We start from the raw sequence: 20006 nt of genomic DNA, 5'->3' as shown, positions 1-20006 counted from the left end.
CCCCACCCTCGAAGTTCCATCCTCCGCCACTCAATGGGCCGCATACAACCATGAATTCATTGAATTTTTTCTCGTTTCACGCCACCGCCTCGCCTCCACCACTCGTGCCGCCCAGCGGGGTGTCGGCGCATGCCTCCGCTATAATCGATCGCTTCACACAGTGACCGCATGTCTGCACGGTCGCGGTCCGTACTACCCGTCGAATTCTCACGATCATGCAAATTCCCAGCGATTCGCCCAACACCGACCGAGAGACGGCATCCCCAGACCCGGTCACCATGGGAAGCCAGCATGCCGATGCGCGCATCGCCGCGCTCGAAGCGAGCGTCGCCGATCTGCAGCAAAAGCTCGCCGCCGCGGAAACGCGCGCGCAATCGAGCGCGAACAACCAATCCATCATCGACCAGCTCTCGGCTGATCTTGCCGCCGTTCACACGTCGGCATCATGGCGCATCACCGCGCCGTTGCGCGCCGGCGTCAATGCGACGCGTCGCGCCGGACACTCGGCCCGCTCCGTGGCTGCCCATCTGCGCGCGCGCGGCGGACTCCTCACCGCACTGCGTCATTACTACGCGATCTGGCGCAAAGAAGGCGTGCAGGGCATCCGCCGTCGCGCCAACCGGATTCTCGCGCGCGATACGTTCGAGGACAGCCCCGAAGCGTACGCCAGCTGGATCGCGCAATACGACACCATCGACGAAGGCAAACGCGTCGCGCTGCGGACAGCCGTCGCGAAATTGGCGCACCGTCCGCTGATCTCGATCGTCGTGCCCACCTACAACAGCGACATCGCACTGCTGCACGAGATGATCGAGTCGGTGCGCGCCCAGATCTATCCGAACTGGGAACTCTGCATCGCCGATGATGCGTCCACGATCGAAGCGGTACGCACCACGCTTGCCGATTACGCCGCGCGCGACGCCCGTATCAAGGTCGTGCTGCGCGATCAGAACGGCCATATCGCCGAAGCCAGCAACAGCGCGCTCGCCTGCGCGTCCGGAGAATACGTCGCGCTGCTCGATCACGACGACACCCTTCCGGAACACGCGCTCTACATGGTCGTCAAGGCGATCAACGAACATCCCCGCGCTCGCCTCTTCTACAGTGACGAAGACAAGCTGACACCGGAAGGCCAACGGATTGCCCCGTACTTCAAGAGCGACTGGAACCCGGAGCTGTTTCTCACACAAAACCTGTTCTCTCATCTCGGCGTCTACGAAACGGCGCTCGTTCGCGAGGTCGGCGGTTTCCGAAAAGGCTTCGAAGGAAGCCAGGATCTCGACCTTGCCATGCGCTGCATCGAAAAGGCCGGCCACGATGCGGTTCACCACATACCTCACATCCTCTACCACTGGCGCATCGTTCCCGGCAGCACAGCGGCCTCCGGCGCGGAAAAGCCATACGCGCTGACCGCCGGCATTCGCGCCGTCGAAGCACACTTGCAACGCATCGGAGTCGAGGCAACCGTCTCGCAAGCCGCGAGCGACATCGGCCTCATTCGCGTGCGCTACGCAATGCCGGCACCGGCGCCGCTCGTCTCGATCGTGATTCCCACGCGCGACGGGGTCGAATTGCTTCGGCAATGCGTCGAGAGCATCTTCGATCGCAGCACATACCCCGACTTCGAGATCGTCATCGTCGACAACGGCAGCGTGAAGCCGGAAACGCTCGCATACTTCGATTCGCTGCGCGTGCGCCCGAACGTCCGCGTGCTGCGCGACAACCGTCCATTCAACTTCTCGGCGCTCAACAACGTCGCAGTCAGCCAATCGCGCGGCGAATACGTCTGCCTGCTCAACAACGATATCGAAGTCATCACGCCCGACTGGCTCGAGGAGATGGTGTCCCTCGCCGCGCAGCCCGGCAACGGCGCGATCGGCGCTTGCCTCTGGTATCCGAACGACACGCTCCAGCACGGCGGCGTGATGCTAGGTGTAGGCGGCGTGGCGGGCCACATCCACGCCCGGCTGCCACGCGGCGCATTCGGTTACTTCGGGAGGGCCGTCTCCACGCAGAATCTGTCCGCCGTCACTGCCGCCTGCCTGCTGATTCGCCGGTCGATCTACGATGAAGTGCAGGGACTCGACGAGGAGCTCGCTGTCGCCTTCAACGACGTCGACTTCTGCATTCGGGTGCGCAATGCCGGCTATCGCAATGTCTGGACACCCCATGCCGAGCTGTACCATCACGAATCCGCGACGCGTGGCTCCGATCTGTCGCCGGAAAAGGCACAACGCTTCCTGCGAGAAATACGCTTCATGGAACAACGCTGGGGTGCGGCACTGTTCAACGATCCCGCCTACAACCCCAATCTCACGCTCGATGCGTCGAAGCATGCCTACGCACTCGCCGATGAGCCGCGCATTGGCCAATTCGATTGACGCGCGTCTGCGTCGTTCGGCATTCTCACAATTCGTTACAGCATCCCCATCCGGCCGGCCAGCCCGTGCCGGATGCCACGCAGCGCCATCGTCAGGTGCGCACGCGCATCCGGTGCATACAACGCGTAAATGGCCAGCCGCACGGGAAGCTTGACCAGCTCCGTCGACTTCCACGTCCACGGGACATACCTACGCTTCAGCAATGCCACGGCGTTGCGAAACAGATAGTAGTGACGCACCGGGCTGTGCATCGGATAACTGCGGCCGAACGCACGAATCGGCTCTTCGCCCAGCTCGTGCTGCATTCTCAGCCACGGTATGCCGACTACGCGGTAACCGCGTGAGCGCGCGCGGATGCACCACTCGGTGTCGACGAAATCGATGAACAGGGAATCGTCCATACGTCCTACGTCGGACCAGCATCCGAGATTCACGCACGAGCCCGACGTGATAAGGAAGTCCACGTCGATCGGCACGTCGCCCTGCGGCGCGATTCGCTTCAGGCGGAAATAGCCGAATCGCACGAACGGCGCCACACCCCGAAGTCGCGCATCTTCATAGGCCGGGCCAACCACCGCAACTGCTTCGCGTCGCGCAACACATTCACTCATCACGCGCACCAGCTCGCGCACCAGCGCTTCGGTTGGCTCGCTGTCCTGATCAAACAGCAGCGCGTACTTGCAGCCCTCCGCAATCAGGCGCTCCAGCCCCTGATTGAGCGCAGTCGCAATGCCGACATTGCGCACATTCGCCACATAGTCGATGCGCGCATCGAGCGCACGCTCGACCTCCGGCGAATGCGCGTCCGCCGGCGTGTTATCGACGACAACGCAGCGACACAGGTTCGCGATCCGATTGGCACGCTCGATACAGGCGCGATCCGGGTTGTAGAAAACGACGACTGCGCCGACTTCGTCGCGGCCGATACCGCTCAACATGCGCCACCGAGACAGAGGTCGAGCGCATCACGCCAGTCAGGAGGCGTGATGCCGAACACCTCGGTCAGCTTCGACGTATCCAATCGTGAATTCGCAGGACGCTTCGCCGGCAACGGATACTCGGCTGCCGGGATGGGCACGACACGCGGCGCCGATGCTAGATCCGCGCGTTGGAAAATCGCTTCAGCGAATCCAGCCCACGATGTGCTGCCGGTCGCTGCCAGGTGGTACACGCCGCTTCGCGGCGCCGCCCATTCGTGCACGTCGCCCGATGCGCCGCACCCCTGCGCCAGTATGTGCGCGGTCAAGGTCGCAACGGTTGCCGACCAGGTCGGCGCGCCGACCTGGTCGGCAACCACGCGCAGCTCGGGTCGCTGCTCGGCAAGACGCAGCATTGTCAGTAGAAAATTTTTACCTCGCCGCCCATACACCCAGCTCGTGCGAAAAATGAAGTGCGCGCAATCCGCAGCCGCAATCGCCCGCTCTCCTTCAAGCTTGGTCGCGCCATAGACGCTCTGCGGCCCGGTCGCATCGCTCTCGACATACGGCCCTGCCTTGCTGCCGTCGAACACGTAGTCGGTCGAGTAATGGACGAACACCGCCCCCAGCCGCTTTGCCTCTTCGGCAAGGACGGCCGGCGCTTCGGCATTGATCTGCCGTGCCGTTACGGTGTCCGTTTCCGCTTGATCGACCGCAGTATACGCGGCCGGGTTGACGATGATCGATGGGCGCGCTTCGCGCACGAGCGTCCGGATCGCATCGGGACGTCGTAGATCGAGTGCACCACGATCGATCGCGATCACGCGCCCGAGCCCCTGCAATGTGCGCAGCAGTTCGAAACCGACCTGACCGTTGACTCCCGTGACGAGAATCGTGCGATTACCGTTTGCGGCAACCATCATTCGCCCCTCTGTAACGGGTCACGCATATACGTCGGCATCGGCAAGACGCTTGCCTGCCGCGTCTTTGGCGGCCAGCACCGGCTCGTCGTCGATCGGCCATACGATTCCGATATCCGGATCGTTCCAGACGATGCTGCGTTCATGCTCGGGAAACCAGTAGTCGGTCGTCTTGTAGAGAAATTGCGCCGACTCGGACAGCACGACGAAGCCATGCGCGAATCCGGGCGGGACCCATAGCTGCCGGTAGTTGTCGGCAGACAGATTCACGCCGGCCCATCGGCCGAAATTCGGCGAACTGCGGCGCAAGTCAACCACAACATCGAACACGTCGCCCTCAACCACACGGACAAGCTTGCCCTGCGCATGCTGAATCTGATAATGCAGACCGCGCAGCACACCCTTCGCCGATCGCGAATGATTGTCCTGCACGAATTCGACGCCGGGCGCGACAAGTTCAGCAAACTCACGCGCATTGAAACTCTCGTAGAAGTATCCGCGTGCGTCGCCGAACACTTTCGGCTCGATGATTTTGACTTCCGGCAATGCCGTTGCCGTTACCTGGATGGCCATGCGACTTGGTCAGAAAGAATGTTCTGGAGATACCGCCCGTAGCTATTTTTCGATAGCGGTGCGGCGAGCTTGCACAGTTGATCGGCGTCGATCCACTTCCTGCGGAAGGCAATTTCTTCCGGGCAAGCGACGACGAGCCCCTGGCGCTTTTGCAGCGTCGCGATGAACAGCGCCGCATCGATCAATGAGTCGTGCGTGCCGGTGTCGAGCCACGCATAGCCGCGCCCCATGATCTCGACATCGAGTGCCCCGTCTGCCAGATAGCGCGAGTTCACGTCGGTAATCTCGAGCTCACCGCGATCGGACGGCTTGATGTCGGCGGCGATATCGCACACACGGTTGTCGTAGAAATACAGGCCCGTCACCGCATAGTTCGAGCGCGGTTTGGTCGGTTTTTCTTCGATCGACAGCGCACGAAAGTTTTGATCGAATTCCACCACGCCGTAGCGCTCGGGATCGTGCACGTGATACGCAAATACCGTCGCCCCGGCCGCTTTCTCGTTCGCCCGGTCGAGCTGTTTCACGAGATCGTGCCCGTAGAAGATGTTGTCGCCGAGGATCAAGGCCGACGGATCGTTGCCGACGAACTCCTTGCCGATGATGAAGGCCTGCGCGAGACCGTCCGGCGACGGCTGCACCGCGTACTGGATGTTCATCCCCCACTGGCTGCCGTCGCCGAGCATCGATTCGAAGCGCGGCGTGTCCTGCGGTGTCGAGATGATCAGGACATCGCGGATGCCTGCGACCATCAGCGTCGACAGCGGGTAGTAGATCATCGGCTTGTCGTACACCGGCAGGAGCTGCTTCGATACGACGTGCGTGATCGGATACAGCCGCGTGCCGGACCCGCCGGCGAGAATGATGCCTTTACGTGCCATCGCTTCTCTCCTCAAGCGCGTTTCGCGTAATTCGTCTCGACCCACTTGCGGTATTCACCCGATGCGACCTCATCGGCCCACACCTGATTGTCGAGATACCAGTCGACCGTCTTCGCCAGACCAGTCTCGAACGTCTCCGCAGGCTTCCAGCCGAGCTCGCGCTCAAGCTTGCGCGCATCGATCGCATAACGGCGATCGTGCCCGGGGCGATCCGTCACATAGGTGATTTGGTCGCGATACGAACCGGCTGCCTTCGGGCGAGCCTTGTCGAGCAGATCGCACAGCGTGTGCACGACCTCAAGGTTCTTCTTCTCGTTCCAGCCGCCGACGTTGTACGTCTCGCCGGGCACGCCACGCGCGAGCACTTCGCGAATCGCACTGCAATGATCGCCAACGTACAGCCAGTCGCGAACGTTCTGACCATCGCCATACACCGGCAACGGCTTGCCCGCGAGCGCATTCGCGATCATCAGCGGAATCAGCTTCTCGGGGAACTGGTACGGGCCGTAGTTGTTCGAACAGTTCGTCGTCAGCACCGGCAGACCGTACGTGTGATGGTACGCGCGCACCAGATGGTCGGAACCCGCCTTCGTCGCCGAATACGGGCTGTTCGGTGCGTACGGCGTCGTCTCGGAGAATTGCGGATCGGTTGCGGACAGCGAACCGAACACCTCGTCGGTCGATACGTGCAGGAAGCGGAACGCGGCCTTGTCGGCATCGCTCAGGCCGTTCCAGTATTGACGGGTTGCTTCGAGCAGCGTGAACGTGCCGACGACGTTGGTCTGCACGAAATCCGCAGGTCCATGGATCGAGCGATCGACGTGGCTTTCCGCTGCGAAGTGCAGCACGGCGCGGGGCTTGTGCTCGGCAAGCAACGCGTCGAGCGCTTCACGATCGCAGATGTCGACGCGCGCAAACACGTGCTTCGAGTTCCCGTCCAGCGACTGCAGTGTGCGCAGGTTCCCTGCGTACGTCAGCTTGTCGACGTTGAGCACGGCTTCGTCGGATGCGCGCAGCCAATCGAGTACAAAATTTGCGCCGATAAAACCCGCGCCGCCCGTAACCAGGATCATGAGGCTCCCTCTAGTAATGCAATGCGCGGCGAACGCTCTCGGGGCGCTCGCCGCATCAGATTCACAAGTGCTCGTAACCGGTAACTTGTGACCGCTACGTCAGACCGCGAATTTTAACCGGTCGACATGGCCTCCAAAGTCATGAAATGCTAATTTTGTTGGGGAGAACCATAATTATAGGGAGCCGCAACACGCAAATGCCATGCCGCTAACAACTTGATACAGCGCTCGCAAGCTTCCCGGCAATGAAATTTCATACCATTTCACGGGCTTTTTCTCAAAAAAATTGCGCAAAATAATGCCAACCAGACCAATCCTACCGCGAAGCCGAAACACGTAACCCACGTCGCCCCATGACCCATACCCCCATCGCCATCGGCGACATCCAAGGCTGTCATTCCGCTTTCCAGTCCCTACTCGACAAACTTTCAGCCCCCGCCGACACCCCGCTGTGGATCGCCGGCGACGTCGTCAATCGCGGCCCGGACTCCCTCGCCTCGCTGCGCGCACTCGTCGACCTCGGCCCGCGCGCGACCGTCGTACTCGGCAATCACGACCTGCACCTGCTCGCGGTCTCCGCCGGCCTGCGAACCGAACGCCCGGGCGACACCATCGGCGAGATCCTCGACGCGCCCGATGCCGATGCGCTGCTCGACTGGGTCCGCCACCGCCCGTTCGTGCATGCGGAGAACGGGATGCTGCTCGTCCATGCGGGCGTGCTGCCGCAGTGGGATGCGACGCTCGTGCTGGAGCTCGCCGACGAACTCCAGCGCGCGCTGCGCGCGCCCGACTGGCGCGACACGCTGCAGAAGCTGTACGGCAACGAGCCGAATCAATGGAGCCCGGATCTGAAGAAACGCGACCGGATGCGCGTCGCGTTCAATGCGTTCACGCGCGTGCGCTTCTGCACGCCCGACGGTGCGATGGAATTCAAGGCGAATGGCGGCCCCGACAGCGCGCCGCCCGGCTACCTGCCGTGGTTCGACGTACCGGGGCGCCGCACCGAGGACGTGACGATCGTGTTCGGCCACTGGGCCGCGCTCGGCCTGATGGTGCGCGAGAACGTCGTCGCGCTCGATTCGGGGTGTGTGTGGGGTAACCAGCTGTCGGCCGTGCGGCTGACGGCCGACCCGGCGCAGCGCACGGTCACGCAGGTGCAGTGCGAAGCATGCCGCGCGCCGGGCGGCGAGTGATTAAAGGCTGAGTCGCGTCGCCGGGAAGCGCGTCAACCCTCACGCCCCGGCACCGGTGCGTCGGTCGCCTCATGCCCTGCCGCGCCGGCGCCAACCTCGGTCGCCGGATACGCATGTTTGGCCAGTTCCGCGAGCGACTCGGCCGTCGGCTTGCCAACCTTCTCCTGCAGCTTTGCAAGCGCAGCCGCGATCGCATCGCGCGCCGCCGCGGACGTCGCGCGCCGGTCGCCACCCGGCGCGATCGGGTCACACACGTACAGGTGCGCGACGAGCGGGCCGCCGCGCAACACCATGTCGAGCGACGTGCCCAGCGCCAGTTCGCCCGTATACGCTGGCGCAACCGACTGCCGCCCCTGCGCATCCTCGTACATCAGGCAGATCGGCTGCACCGCGCAGCCGGCCGATACCGCGGCCTGGAACAGGTTCGCGTGGAACGGCAGCAGTTCCTGCCCGTCGGTCGTCGTCCCTTCCGGGAACACGCACATCAGCCCGCCGTTGCGCAGGCGCTCGGCCATCTCGTGCATGACGCGCATCGCCTCGGTGCGCTTCTCGCGCTGCAGGAACACGGTGTCGAGCTTCTCGGCGAGCCAGCCGACCACCGGCCACTGCCGCACCTCGGCCTTCGACACGAACGGCGTCGGCCGCCACGCGTTGACCGTGTAGATGTCGAGCCACGACACGTGATTGCCGACCACGAGCGCGCTCGCGTCGAGCCGTGCGCTGTCGTTGTGGACGACGAGACGCATCCCGCAAATCCGCAGCAGCTTGAGCGACCAGCGGCGTATCAGCTCGGCGCGGCGCGCGGGCGTGACGTGCGAAAAACGCAGCGCGACGATCGCCATGCCGCGCAACAGGTGAAAGACGAGACGCAGCTTGCGAATGGCAATCATGGCGATAGTCCGGCGTGGTTCAGTGGCGCTCGAACGCGACCTGCCCGGCCACGAGCGTCGCGCGCACGGTGGCCGGCAGTTCGTAGCCGAGGAACGGCGAGTTGTGGCCCTGGCTCTTCAGCGCCCGCGGCTCGACCCGCCAGTGCGCGCGCGGGTCGAACACGCACAGGTCGGCCGCGCCGCCTTCGGTGAGGCGGCCGACCGGCAGCTTCAGCACATCAGCCGGTGCGGACGTGATGCGGCGCAGCGCCTGCGCAAGCGGCGTACGCGTCTCGTCGGCCCACTTCAGCGTCAGCGACAGCAGCAGCTCGAGCCCCGTCGCGCCCGGCGTCGCTTCGCCGAACGGCAGCAGCTTCTCGTCGTCGTCGACCGGCGTATGGTCGGAACAGATCGCATCGATCGTACCGTCGGCGAGCGCCACGCGAATCGCTTCGCGATCGCGCTCGCTGCGCAGCGGCGGATCGAGCCGGAACTGCGAATCGAAGTAGCCGATGTCGACGTCGATCAGATGCAGGTGATTCACGCCGACGTCGCAGGTCACGGGCAGCCCCTCGGCCTTCGCTTCGCGCACGAGCGCGAGGCCGGCCGCCGACGACAGCCGCGCGAGGTGCACGCGTGCGCCCGTCACGCGCATCAGTTCGAAAATCGTGTGCAGCGCGATCGTCTCGGCCGCGACCGGCACGCCGGACAGCCCAAGCCGCGACGCCAGCGCGCCGCTCGCGGCGACACCGCCGCGGCCGATGAAGGCGTCCTGCGGGCGCAGCCACGTGGTGTAGTCGTAGGTACTCGCGTACTGCAGCGCACGCAGCAGCACCTGCGTGTCGCGCACCGGCACGTTGGCGTGCGTAAACCCGACGCAGCCGGACTCGGTCAGCGCGACCATCTCGGTGATCACCTCGCCCTTGAGGCCGACCGTCAGCGCGCCGAGCGGATGCACGTTCGCCTGGTGCAGGTTGCGCGCGCGGAACTTGAGCATCTCGACGAGGCCCGGCTCGTCCAGCACGGGGTCGGTATCCGGCGGGCACACGAGGGTCGTGACACCGCCCGCGACGGCCGCGGCCATCTCGGACGCGAGCGTCGCCTTGTGCTCGTAGCCGGGCTCGCGCAGCCGCGCGCACAGGTCGACGAGGCCGGGCGCGACGATCATGCCCACGGCGTCGATCGTGTTGTCCGCGTTGAAACCGGCCGGCGCCGCCGTGCCGAGCGCGGCGATCTTGCCGTCCGCGACGAATACGTCGGCCTGCTGCTCGGTGCCGGCGACCGGATCGATCAGCGTGCCGCCTTTGATATGAATCTTCATGCGCTGTCAGTGAATGCGTTGATTGCGTGAATAAGGATGCGCGAAAGCGGGCTCAGTCGCTGTTGCCGGCGACGATGCCCATCACCGCCATCCGCACGGCGATGCCGAACGTGACCTGGTTGAGGATCACCGACTGCGGGCCATCGGCGACCTGCGAATCGATCTCGACGCCCCGGTTCATCGGGCCCGGGTGCATCACGATCGCGTCGGGCGCGGCGAGCGCGAGACGCTCGGGCGTCAGGCCCCAGGTCTTGAAGTATTCCTGCGCGGACGGCAGCAGCGCGCCGCTCATCCGCTCGTTCTGCAGGCGCAGCATGATGATCACGTCGACGCCCTTCAGCCCTTCGTCGAGGTTGTGGAACACCTTCACGCCCATCTGCTCGAGCCCGCCCGGCAGCAGCGTGCGCGGGCCGATCGCGCGCACTTCCGGCACGCCGAGCGTGGTGAGCGCGTGGATGTCGGAGCGCGCGACGCGCGAATGCAGGATGTCGCCGACGATCGCCACGCGCAGCTTCGTGAAGTCGCGCTTGTAGTGACGGATCGTGTACATGTCGAGCAGGCCCTGCGTCGGGTGCGCATGGCGGCCGTCGCCGGCGTTGATCACGTGCACGTGCGGTGCGCAGTGCTCGGCGATCAGGTACGGCGCGCCGCTCGACGCATGGCGCACGACGAACAGGTCGGCATGCATCGCCGACAGGTTGTTGATCGTGTCGAGCAGCGATTCGCCCTTGCTCGTCGACGACGCATTGATGTTCAGGTTCAGCACGTCGGCCGACAGGCGCGTCGCGGCGATCTCGAAGGTCGTGCGGGTGCGCGTCGAGTTCTCGAAGAACAGGTTGAACACGGACTTGCCGCGCAGCAGCGGTACCTTCTTCACTTCACGGTCCGTCACGCTGACGAACTGCTCGGCGGTATCGAGGATGTGGTTGACGATCGAGCGCGGCAGGCCCTCGATCGACAGCAGATGCTTCAGCTCGCCGTTTTTCGTGAGCTGCGGGTTGCCCTTCAGGAAGCCGTAGCGGAACCGGTCGGGGCTCGCGGCCGCGGCGGGATTGCCGGTGCGGCCAGTGGTGTCGGTGGTCATGGTGTGCGTGATTCCAACTATGCAAACGGGCCGCGGTGCAAACCAGCGGCCCGGGATACGGTTCGCGTGTCGTTCAGGCGCCGTGTGCCTCGACGCGCAGCGTGAACTGCGCATCGTCGCGTGCGAGCACGAGCGTCGCGCCGGCCGGCACGTCGAGCGCGCCGCCCGCGAAGCGCGCGGCGACCGGCAGCTCGCGGCCGCCGCGATCGGCGAGCACCGCGAGCTCGACCGCGGCCGGACGGCCGTAGTCGAACAGCTCGTTGAGTGCCGCGCGCACGGTGCGCCCGGTAAACAGCACGTCGTCGACGAGCACGATGCGCGCGCCGTCGATCTCGAACGGCAGCGACGTCGGGCTGGCCTGGCTGTGCAGCCCCTTCTTCGCGTAATCGTCGCGGTGCAGCGCGACGTTCACGACGCCGAACGCCGGCGCGCCGAGATCGCGCGCGAGGCGCTCGGCAAGCCATGCGCCGCCGCTGTGAATGCCGGCGAGCCGCGGGCCGCCCGGTTCGGCGAAAGCCGTGCCGTACGCGGCGCGGATCTGGTCGAGCAGGACGCGGTAAAGCGCCTCGGCGTCAATGGTGCTCATGGTCGGACAATTGATCGAGATACTGTTGAAGGATGACGCGCGCGGCCTCGGCATCGAGCATCTCGGCCCGTGCGCGGCCGCGCACGTTGCGCTCGCGCAGCCCGGCCTCGGCCTCGACCGACGAATAGCGCTCGTCGACCCACGTGACGGGCAGCCCGAAGCGGCCGTTCAGCTGGTTGCCGAAGCGCTTCGCCTGCTGCGTCATGTCGTGCGGCGTGCCGTCCGGATGCATCGGCAGGCCGACGACGAGCGCGTCCGGCCGCCATTCGGCCAGCAGGTCGCCGACCGCCTTGAAGCGGTGTTCGCGATTCAGGTTCTGGATCACGACGAGCGCACGGGCCGAGCGCGTCAGCGCATTGCCGACCGCGACGCCGATACGTTTTTCGCCGTAGTCGAACGCGAGCAGCGTCGCATCGCGCGCGCTCGCGCCACTCATGCGTGCCCTGCTTCGCCGGACAGCATCGACGAGCTGACGCCGAGCAGGCCGAGTGCGGCTTCGAAGCGCTCTTCGGCCGGCGTGTCGAACACGATGCGCGGATCGGCGGCGACCGTCAGCCAGCCGTTGCGGGAGATTTCTTCCTCGAGCTGCCCTGCGCCCCAGCCCGCATGGCCGAGCGTCAGCAGGAAGCGTTTCGGGCCGGTGCCCGTCGCGACCGCCTCGAGCACGTCCTTCGACGTGGTCATCTCCAGCCCGCCCTCGACGGACATCGACGAGTTGTAGCTCGCGCCCTCTACCGGCTCGTGCAGCACGAAACCGCGCTCGGTCTGGACCGGGCCGCCGAAGTACACCGGGATGTGCAGCAGCGGCTCGATGTCGAGCTTCAGGTCGATGCGGTTGAACAGCGATTCGAGGTCGATGTCGGTAGGACGATTGATGACGAGGCCGAGCGCACCGCGCTCGCTGTGATCGCAAAGATAGACCACCGTTCCCGAGAACGTCGGATCGGCCATGTTCGGCATGGCGATCAGGAACTGGTTGGTGAGATTGATGCGATCGGAAGGCTTTGACATGGTTTGAATTTTAGCAAAGACGCCGCGGCCTGACCGGGCCGCGATCAACAAGCAACGCCGCACCGCGCTGGCAACGGCGCGCACGGATCACACGGCACTCTAACACGCGCGCGGGCGCTGTCGGCAGCGTGTTGCGGGCCCGCGCGGCAAGGGCCGCCGGCGCGTGTTCGTCCCCTTCTTCGTCAGGCCCGGCCGAGCGCCGCGCCGAGCGCGCCGGACGCCGCCGTGAGATCCGGCGGCGCAACGCCGGCTGCAATCTTCAGCAGCGCCGCGCGCAGCATGTCGGACGCGTGGCCGTGCGCATCGAGGCCGCCGTCGGCGAGCGGCACACCGTGCGCCGCACGCCGCCACGCGAGGCCAAGCGTGTCGGCCAGCAGCGCCGCATGGCCGAGCCCCAGCGCGCACGCGGCCGTGCCGACCCGGTAGGCGGCGCCGGACGCATGCCATGCGGCACCCGCGTCGGCTCTCGCCGGATCGGCCGCGAGGTCGACCATCGACGCATCGGCCGTCTGCAGGAAATCCTCATAGGCATGCGCATTGACCGTCACGACGCCGAGTGCGCGGGTCGGCGCGGCGGCAACCGCGTCATGCTCGGCCCGGGCGGCATCGGCCTCCCACAGCGCTTCGGACGCGGGCGTGCCGGCGACGTGCCAGTCGACCGTCAATCCGTAGTCGTGCAGCACGTCGACGAGCGCGACATCCTCGGCCGCGGCGCCGAACAGCGCGAAATCGCGCCACAGCAGCGCCACCGTCTCCCGCACGAGTTCGGGCGGCGCACTGCGCCGGCCCTGCGCGTGCTCGCCGAGCAGCAGGTTCGTGCGCGCGAGAAAGCGCTTCAGCTCGGGTGCGCCGCTGGCGCGCAGCGCGCGCACGCATGCGGCCGCGAGCCGCCAGAAATCGTATGGATCATCGCTGGCGAGCGCGGCCAGCATCGCATCGAGTTCGTCGAGTGCCGCATCGGGCGCGCCGTGTTCCGCGCGCAGCACGCCAAGCAACGCCTGTTCGTAGCGGGCACGAATCCGGGTCGCGAACGCGTCGGGCAGCGCGCGCAGCGTGGCGGGCGGCACCGCACGGCCGACGAGCGCGAGCGCGTCGAGCGGCGCCTGCGCGCGCAGGTCGGCGGCGCTTTGCGCACGCAAGGCACGGAAATGTTCGAAGAGAACCGGCGAGCAGGCGAGCTCGCGCAGGTTGTGGCGTGCGACGGCCGCGCGGAAATCGCGCAGCGCGGCACGCCAGCCGGCCGAGGTCGGCTCGGCGGCGACGAGCGGCACGGCGGCCGACAGCTGCCCCGCGAAACGCGCGGCCGGCAGCCAGCCGGCTTCCGCGAGCACGGCCGCAGCAGCGGAGAGCGGTGCGGCCGCGTCGTCGCGATGCTCGAAAGCGTCGGCGGCCGCCGCAAGCCATGCGTCGGCCGCGCGCACGGCCCCGCCGCGCGGGTTGGGCAGTGCGTCAGGGTGGGGAACGTTCGCCGGTTCTGGCCTCATGGACACGCGCGCCTGTCGTCGTCAAGTCGCTCGCGCGAGCCTCGACGCATGAGCGCCGGGTCGATGCGAGGCCTGAGCGGTGTGTCCGTGGGCCAAGGGTCCGGTCAGATCTGGACCATCTCGAAGTCTTCCTTGCGGGCGCCGCATTCAGGACACGTCCAGTTGATCGGGACGTCTTCCCAGCGCGTGCCCGGGGCAATGCCCTCTTCCGGCAGCCCGGCTTCTTCGTCGTAAATCCAGCCACAAATCAGGCACATCCAGCTCTTGTATTCCATCTTAAGCCGCGTCGGGAAAGTCGGTAAATTCGGGAGCCATGATGGTACCGTGTCGGGGCCGGACTGCCTAGCAATCGCGCTGGAGTAACGCGACTACGTTGCGCTGCGCTAAAAAATCCGTCGTGCGGGCCGGATTCCGCCGCATAATGGCTGAAAAGTGCGGCCTGCCGGGCAACACAGGGCCGAAAACGCCCATTTCGCCTCGCCGTCCGCATGCCCGTCGCTTTCCCGTTTTTCTCTTGCCCCATTTTTACATGTCCAGCAACGCCCCTCCGATCGTCCTCACCTTTGGCCTGTCCGACCCCACCGGCGGCTCTGGCATCCAAGCCGATCTGTTGACCCTGGCGAGCATGGGCTGTCACGGCGTGTCCGTCCTGACGGGCTATACCGTGCGCGACTCGGCCGCCTGCGACGAAGTGACCGGCCTCGATCCCGACGTGGTCGCCGCCCAGGCGCGCATGCTGCTCGAAGACATGCCGGTTGCGGCGTTCAAGATCGGCGCGGCGACGCGCGCGGAAGTCGTGAGCGCGATCGCCGAGGTCGTCGCCGACTACGACGGCGTGCCGCTCGTGCTCGCGCCCGACTTCACGCTCGACGACGAGCACGTGCTCGCAGCCGACGACCTGCGCGAATCGATCGCCGACCTGCTGGCGCCGCAAACCACGCTGCTCGTCGCCGACTACGCGACGCTGATCGCGCTCGCGCAGCCGGACGGCGACGCCGAGGCGCCGAATCTCGACGCGGCCGTCTCGCACCTGCTGTCGCAGGGCTGCGAGTACATCCTGTCGTCCGAGACGGGCTCGCACCGGCTCGTCAACACGCTGTACGGCGAGGAAGGCCAGCTGCGCGAGGACATGTGGGATCGCTCGCCGCACCGGCTGATGGGCATCACCGACACACTGGGCGCGGCCATCGCGGCGTTGCTTGCGAACGGCCAGGAGCCACCCGAAGCGGTTCGCGAAGCGCAGGAATACCTGTACCAGGCCACGCGCGACGCGTTCCGGCCCGGCATGGGGGCGTACCTGCCCGACCGGTTCTTCTGGGCGCGCAGCAACGAGGATTCGGATACGCCGCCGGCCGTGAAGGCCGACGCGGTGCCGAGGACGTCGCATCGGCATTGACGCACGTGCGGCGGGGCATGCCCCGCCGTCGCCCCCAATGTCACGCCCTGTGGGCGCGACATCTCCGGCCGCCCCGCGCACGCATCGAAATCCGCGCGCCCATAAAAAAAGACCCGCATCGCTGCGGGTCTTTTTCTTTGGCTGGAGCACGCATCGCTGCGCGCTCCGGACACCATCGACCGAAGTCGATTACATGTCCATGCCCATGCCGCCCATGCCGCCGGGCATGCCGCCCGGCATCGGTGCGTCTTCCTTCGGCAGTTCAGCAACAGCTGCGTCCGTCGTCAGCAGCAGGCCTGCAACCGACGCTGCGTTCTGCAGTGCGGTACGCGTGACCTTGGTCGGATCAACCACACCGGCTTCGACCATGTCGACGTACTCGCCCGTCGCTGCGTTGTAGCCGTAGTTGCCCTGGCCTGCAGCAACTGCCGCCACCACGACGCTGGCTTCTTCGCCGCCGTTCGTGACGATCTGGCGCAGCGGCTCTTCCATTGCGCGCAGCACGATCTTGATGCCGGCGTTTTGATCGGCGTTAGCGCCGGTCAGGCCTGCGATCGCGGTGCGAGCGCGGATCAGCGCAACGCCGCCACCTGCCACGATGCCTTCTTCCACAGCCGCGCGCGTTGCGTGCAGTGCGTCTTCGACACGTGCCTTCTTTTCCTTCATTTCGACTTCGGTCGCGGCACCAACCTTGATCACTGCAACACCGCCAGCCAGCTTGGCCACGCGCTCTTGCAGCTTTTCACGGTCGTAGTCCGACGTCGCTTCTTCGATTTGCGCGCGCACTTGCTTCACGCGTGCTTCGATGTTCACGGCTTCGCCTGCGCCGTCGATGATCGTCGTGTTTTCCTTGCCCACTTCGATGCGCTTCGCCTGGCCCAGTTCTGCCAGCGTTGCCTTCTCGAGCGTCAGGCCGGTTTCTTCAGCGATCACCTGGCCGCCGGTCAGGATCGCGATGTCTTCCAGCATCGCCTTGCGACGATCGCCGAAGCCCGGCGCCTTGACCGCAACGGTCTTCAGGATGCCGCGGATGTTGTTGACGACCAGCGTGGCGAGCGCTTCGCCTTCGATGTCTTCAGCGATGATCAGCAGCGGACGGCCAGCCTTCGCGACTTGCTCGAGTACCGGCAGCAGATCACGGATGTTCGACACCTTCTTGTCGTGCAGCAGCACGAACGGGTTGTCGAGGACGGCGACTTGCTTTTCCGGGTTGTTGATGAAGTACGGCGACAGGTAGCCGCGGTCGAATTGCATCCCTTCGACGACGTCGAGTTCGTCAGCCAGCGACTTGCCGTCTTCGACGGTGATGACGCCTTCCTTGCCGACCTTGTCCATCGCTTCAGCGATGCGATCGCCGATCGACGTGTCGCTGTTCGCCGAGATCGAGCCGACCTGTGCGATTTCCTTGTTCGTCGTGCACGGCTTGCTGATCTTCTTCAGCTCTTCGACAGCCGCTGCGACTGCCTTGTCGATGCCGCGCTTCAGGTCCATCGGGTTCATGCCCGATGCGACGTACTTCATGCCTTCGCGAACGATCGATTGCGCGAGGACGGTTGCCGTCGTCGTGCCGTCGCCTGCGTTGTCGCTGGTCTTGGAAGCGACTTCCTTGACCATTTGCGCGCCCATGTTCTGGAGCTTGTCCTTCAGCTCGATTTCCTTCGCGACCGACACACCGTCCTTGGTGACCGTCGGGCCGCCGAAGCTGCGCTCGAGCACCACGTTGCGGCCCTTCGGACCCAGCGTGACCTTGACTGCGTTGGCGAGAATGTTCACGCCTTCGACCATCTTCGAACGGGCGGAATCGCCGAATACGACGTCTTTAGCTGCCATCTTCTAACTCCTTGAATTCTTGGGAATATGTACCGTCGGTGGACGCTTACTTCGCGTTGACCACGGCCATGATGTCTTCTTCGCGCATGACCAGCAGTTCGCTGCCGTCGACCTTCACGGTCTGGCCTGCGTACTTGCCGAACAGGACGCGATCGCCGACCTTCACGTCGAGCGCGATCGGGGCGCCCTTGTCGTCGCGCTTGCCCGGGCCGACGGCCAGGACTTCGCCCTGGTCCGGCTTTTCAGCAGCGGCGTCGGGGATCACGATGCCCGAGGCGGTCTTGGTTTCCTGATCCAGGCGCTTGACGATCACGCGATCGTGCAAAGGACGAAGGTTCATATTCACTCCTCTCTTGACTGAGATTGAAGAACGCTTAGGGAATCTGCCCGGCTTGTCGCCTGGCAGAGAATTGTTAGCACTCTCGTGCAGCGAGTGCTAATTATATGGACGGGTTTTGACAAATTCAAGAAGGGGAACCGGACGAATTTTCGGGGCGGGGACGGGGCGGAAAAAGCACGTGGATCCGACAAAAAACCCTTTGAAAACAAACCCCGGCAAGCGCCACCCCGCCTTGCAGGCGGGGCCGCGCGGCCCCGGAATCCCATCCAGCCCCGTTTGGACACCGGGAAAGCACGGAGTTCCTTCGATCGGCGGCATCACTCGATAAATGCCGCAGCGGCGTCGATTCCGTCCGCCGGCACGCGCCCTCCCGCACCCGCCGGTTGCCGCCTGCGCCTCGCGCCGCGGATCCATCGACCCGCATAGAAGCATTCATTTTCATTACAACGATATTTACGGTTTACCTCGTCAGTAAACCCGTGTCGGGCCCCACCCGTAAGGAGGCGGATTACATTCAGTAATTTAGATGCGAATCATTCTCGTTTACATTGACATTCCCATTCGACACTCCTACGATGCGCCGCGTTGCGTTCATCTTCATGCCCTGGCCGATCGGTGCCGAGCGTCCGGACAGCGACCGACAAGCAGGACTCCACACTAATTAGAACCAGGGATTTGATATGAAGTTTGCATCGTTCCAGGGAGACAGCGCCCGTGCCCGGATGCGCCCCGCCGCCTGCGCGGCCATCCTCGCGTGTGCCTCGTTCGCGAGCGGCGCGGCGTTCGCCGACGTGCCGGTCGACGCCCAGCCGGAAGCCCCCGAGGCCGACCTGGCGATCCAGGCGAAACCGACCAACATGTGGACCGGCATCTGGACGCGCCAGAGCCTGCTCGGCGACATGGGCGGCATCCGCCCGTGGCTCGGCAAGTACGGCGCGACGCTGCAGATCACCGAAACCAGCGAGTACCTCGCGAACCTGCGCGGCGGCCTGAACCGCGGCGGCGCCTACGACGGGCTGACGACTGCCACCCTGACGGTCGACACGCAGAAGGCAATCGGCCTGCCGGGCGGGACATTCAACGTCAGCGCGCTGCAGATCCACGGCACCAACCTGAGTGCGCGCAACCTCGGCACGCTCAACACCGCGAGCGGCATCGAGGCGCAGGGCACGACGCGCCTGTGGGAGCTGTGGTACCAGCAGTCGTTCCTCGACAAGCGCGTCGACGTGAAGATCGGCCAGCAGAGCCTGGACCAGGAATTCATGGTCAGCACGTATGCGAACACGTTCGTCAACACGATGTTCGGCTGGCCCGCGCTGCCGTCCTACGACCTGCCGAACGGCGGCCCCGCGTATCCGCTCGCGGGCCTCGGCGTGCGCGTACGCGCGCAGATCACGCCGAAACTCACCGCGCTCGCGGGCGTGTTCGACGGCGATCCGCTCGGCAACAACCCGAACAACCTCAGCGGCACCAACTTCAACCTGCACAACGGCGCGCTCTATATCGGCGAACTGCAGTACGCGCTGAACCAGCCGTCCGACGGCGAAATGGATACCGGCCGCTCGAACGGGCTGCCGGGCACCTACAAGATCGGCGTCTGGTATCACAACGGCCGCTTCGCGGACCAGAACGTCGGCAGCGACGGGCTGTCGCTCGCAGATCCCGCGTCGAACGGCGACGCGCAGCAGCGTCACGGGAACTACAGCTTCTACGCGGTGGCCGACCAGATGATCTGGCGCCCCGACCCGACCGGCCCGCGCAGCCTCGGCGTGTTTGCGCGCGTGATGGGCGCGCCGGGCGACCGCAACCTGGTGAGCTTCTCCGCCAACGCGGGGATCGTGCTGAAGGCGCCGTTCGCCGGCCGCGACAACGACAGCGTCGGCCTCGGCGTCACGTACATCCAGGTGGGCAACCACGTGACCGACCTCGACCAGACCGCGCGAGCGTTCGCGACCGGCCCGTACGGCGTGCGCACCCGCGAGACGACGCTCGAGGCGACTTACCAGTACCAGGTCAACCCGTGGTGGATCGTCCAGGCCGACGCGCAGTACACGTTCAATGCCGGCGCCGGCCAGAACCCGAGCGACGCGACCCAGCCGCTGCGCAACACGTTCGTGCTCGGCGCACGGACGACGATCACGTTCTGAGCG

General features: G+C 65.4%; 19 protein-coding genes. 4 read left to right on the top strand and 15 right to left on the bottom strand.

Going from position 1 to position 20006, the window contains the following annotated elements:
* Positions 1 to 215 precede the first annotated feature (215 nt).
* Entirely contained in the window at positions 216 to 2381 is a 2166-nt protein-coding gene (locus CFB43_RS04295; protein WP_256989911.1) for a glycosyltransferase family 2 protein, read from the top strand.
* Between the two features lie 35 nt (positions 2382 to 2416).
* On the opposite strand, the gene CFB43_RS04290 is transcribed toward CFB43_RS04295, so the two are convergent.
* The 5 genes from CFB43_RS04290 to rfbB are packed head-to-tail and all read right to left on the bottom strand — an operon-like array spanning position 2417 to position 6742.
* Complete coding sequence (locus tag CFB43_RS04290) at positions 2417 to 3319, bottom strand: glycosyltransferase family 2 protein (RefSeq protein WP_089494217.1); 903 nt, start codon at positions 3317 to 3319, stop codon at positions 2417 to 2419.
* A complete protein-coding gene (rfbD, locus tag CFB43_RS04285; RefSeq protein WP_089495245.1) occupies positions 3313 to 4218 on the bottom strand; it encodes a dTDP-4-dehydrorhamnose reductase in 906 nt (301 codons plus the stop codon). The genes CFB43_RS04290 and rfbD overlap by 7 nt, the downstream gene beginning before the upstream one ends.
* Before the next feature lie 21 nt (positions 4219 to 4239).
* Positions 4240 to 4791, bottom strand: coding sequence for a dTDP-4-dehydrorhamnose 3,5-epimerase (rfbC, locus tag CFB43_RS04280; RefSeq protein ID WP_089494216.1), 552 nt, complete (start codon positions 4789 to 4791; stop codon positions 4240 to 4242).
* Positions 4776 to 5669, bottom strand: coding sequence for a glucose-1-phosphate thymidylyltransferase RfbA (gene rfbA, locus CFB43_RS04275; protein ID WP_089494215.1), 894 nt, complete (start codon positions 5667 to 5669; stop codon positions 4776 to 4778). Before rfbA ends, rfbC begins: the two co-directional genes overlap by 16 nt.
* Positions 5670 to 5680: 11 nt before the next feature.
* Entirely contained in the window at positions 5681 to 6742 is a 1062-nt protein-coding gene (rfbB, locus tag CFB43_RS04270) for a dTDP-glucose 4,6-dehydratase (RefSeq protein ID WP_089494214.1), read from the bottom strand.
* Positions 6743 to 7095: 353 nt separating this feature from the next.
* Between rfbB and CFB43_RS04265 the strand changes: the two genes are divergently transcribed.
* A complete protein-coding gene (locus CFB43_RS04265; protein WP_089494213.1) occupies positions 7096 to 7935 on the top strand; it encodes a symmetrical bis(5'-nucleosyl)-tetraphosphatase in 840 nt (279 codons plus the stop codon).
* Between the two features lie 32 nt (positions 7936 to 7967).
* Here CFB43_RS04265 and CFB43_RS04260 read toward each other — a convergent pair whose 3' ends face one another.
* From CFB43_RS04260 to CFB43_RS04225, 8 genes are all read right to left on the bottom strand, one after another.
* On the bottom strand, positions 7968 to 8825 hold the full coding sequence (locus tag CFB43_RS04260) for a lysophospholipid acyltransferase family protein (protein WP_089494212.1): 858 nt from the start codon (positions 8823 to 8825) through the stop codon (positions 7968 to 7970).
* A gap of 19 nt (positions 8826 to 8844) precedes the next feature.
* A complete protein-coding gene (locus CFB43_RS04255) occupies positions 8845 to 10125 on the bottom strand; it encodes a dihydroorotase (protein WP_089494211.1) in 1281 nt (426 codons plus the stop codon).
* Positions 10126 to 10177: 52 nt separating this feature from the next.
* Positions 10178 to 11209 carry an aspartate carbamoyltransferase catalytic subunit gene (locus CFB43_RS04250; RefSeq protein WP_006476735.1) on the bottom strand — a complete coding sequence of 344 codons (1032 nt, stop codon included), beginning with the start codon at positions 11207 to 11209 and terminating at the stop codon, positions 10178 to 10180.
* A 73-nt stretch (positions 11210 to 11282) separates the two neighbouring features.
* The gene (gene pyrR, locus CFB43_RS04245; protein WP_039361132.1) at positions 11283 to 11795 is read right to left on the bottom strand and encodes a bifunctional pyr operon transcriptional regulator/uracil phosphoribosyltransferase PyrR; all 513 of its coding nucleotides are present in this window, start codon (positions 11793 to 11795) and stop codon (positions 11283 to 11285) included.
* Complete coding sequence (gene ruvX, locus CFB43_RS04240) at positions 11782 to 12231, bottom strand: Holliday junction resolvase RuvX (protein ID WP_011351144.1); 450 nt, start codon at positions 12229 to 12231, stop codon at positions 11782 to 11784. Before ruvX ends, pyrR begins: the two co-directional genes overlap by 14 nt.
* A complete protein-coding gene (locus tag CFB43_RS04235) occupies positions 12228 to 12806 on the bottom strand; it encodes a YqgE/AlgH family protein (protein ID WP_011351143.1) in 579 nt (192 codons plus the stop codon). The genes ruvX and CFB43_RS04235 overlap by 4 nt, the downstream gene beginning before the upstream one ends.
* A 182-nt stretch (positions 12807 to 12988) precedes the next feature.
* A complete protein-coding gene (locus CFB43_RS04230) occupies positions 12989 to 14290 on the bottom strand; it encodes a hypothetical protein (protein WP_089494210.1) in 1302 nt (433 codons plus the stop codon).
* Positions 14291 to 14394: 104 nt separating this feature from the next.
* Positions 14395 to 14565: a rubredoxin gene (locus tag CFB43_RS04225; RefSeq protein WP_004186709.1), complete on the bottom strand. Its 171-nt coding sequence runs from the start codon at positions 14563 to 14565 to the stop codon at positions 14395 to 14397.
* Between the two features lie 254 nt (positions 14566 to 14819).
* On the opposite strand from CFB43_RS04225, the gene CFB43_RS04220 reads away from it, so the two are divergent.
* Positions 14820 to 15686, top strand: coding sequence for a hydroxymethylpyrimidine/phosphomethylpyrimidine kinase (locus tag CFB43_RS04220; protein ID WP_089439368.1), 867 nt, complete (start codon positions 14820 to 14822; stop codon positions 15684 to 15686).
* A 189-nt stretch (positions 15687 to 15875) separates the two neighbouring features.
* On the opposite strand, the gene groL is transcribed toward CFB43_RS04220, so the two are convergent.
* Together groL and groES are read right to left on the bottom strand one after the other, a co-directional pair.
* Positions 15876 to 17516, bottom strand: coding sequence for a chaperonin GroEL (groL, locus tag CFB43_RS04215; protein WP_039361154.1), 1641 nt, complete (start codon positions 17514 to 17516; stop codon positions 15876 to 15878).
* A gap of 46 nt (positions 17517 to 17562) precedes the next feature.
* Positions 17563 to 17856, bottom strand: coding sequence for a co-chaperone GroES (gene groES / locus CFB43_RS04210; protein WP_039361157.1), 294 nt, complete (start codon positions 17854 to 17856; stop codon positions 17563 to 17565).
* A gap of 680 nt (positions 17857 to 18536) precedes the next feature.
* Between groES and CFB43_RS04205 the strand changes: the two genes are divergently transcribed.
* Positions 18537 to 20003, top strand: coding sequence for a carbohydrate porin (locus CFB43_RS04205; RefSeq protein WP_089494209.1), 1467 nt, complete (start codon positions 18537 to 18539; stop codon positions 20001 to 20003).
* The last annotated feature ends 3 nt before the right edge of the window (positions 20004 to 20006 follow it).

It is taken from the genome of Burkholderia sp. AU15512 (genome assembly GCF_002223325.1).
Lineage (GTDB): Bacteria > Pseudomonadota > Gammaproteobacteria > Burkholderiales > Burkholderiaceae > Burkholderia.
The sequence above is the reverse complement of the archived record's forward strand: the minus strand, read 5'-3'. Positions and strand labels throughout refer to the sequence as shown.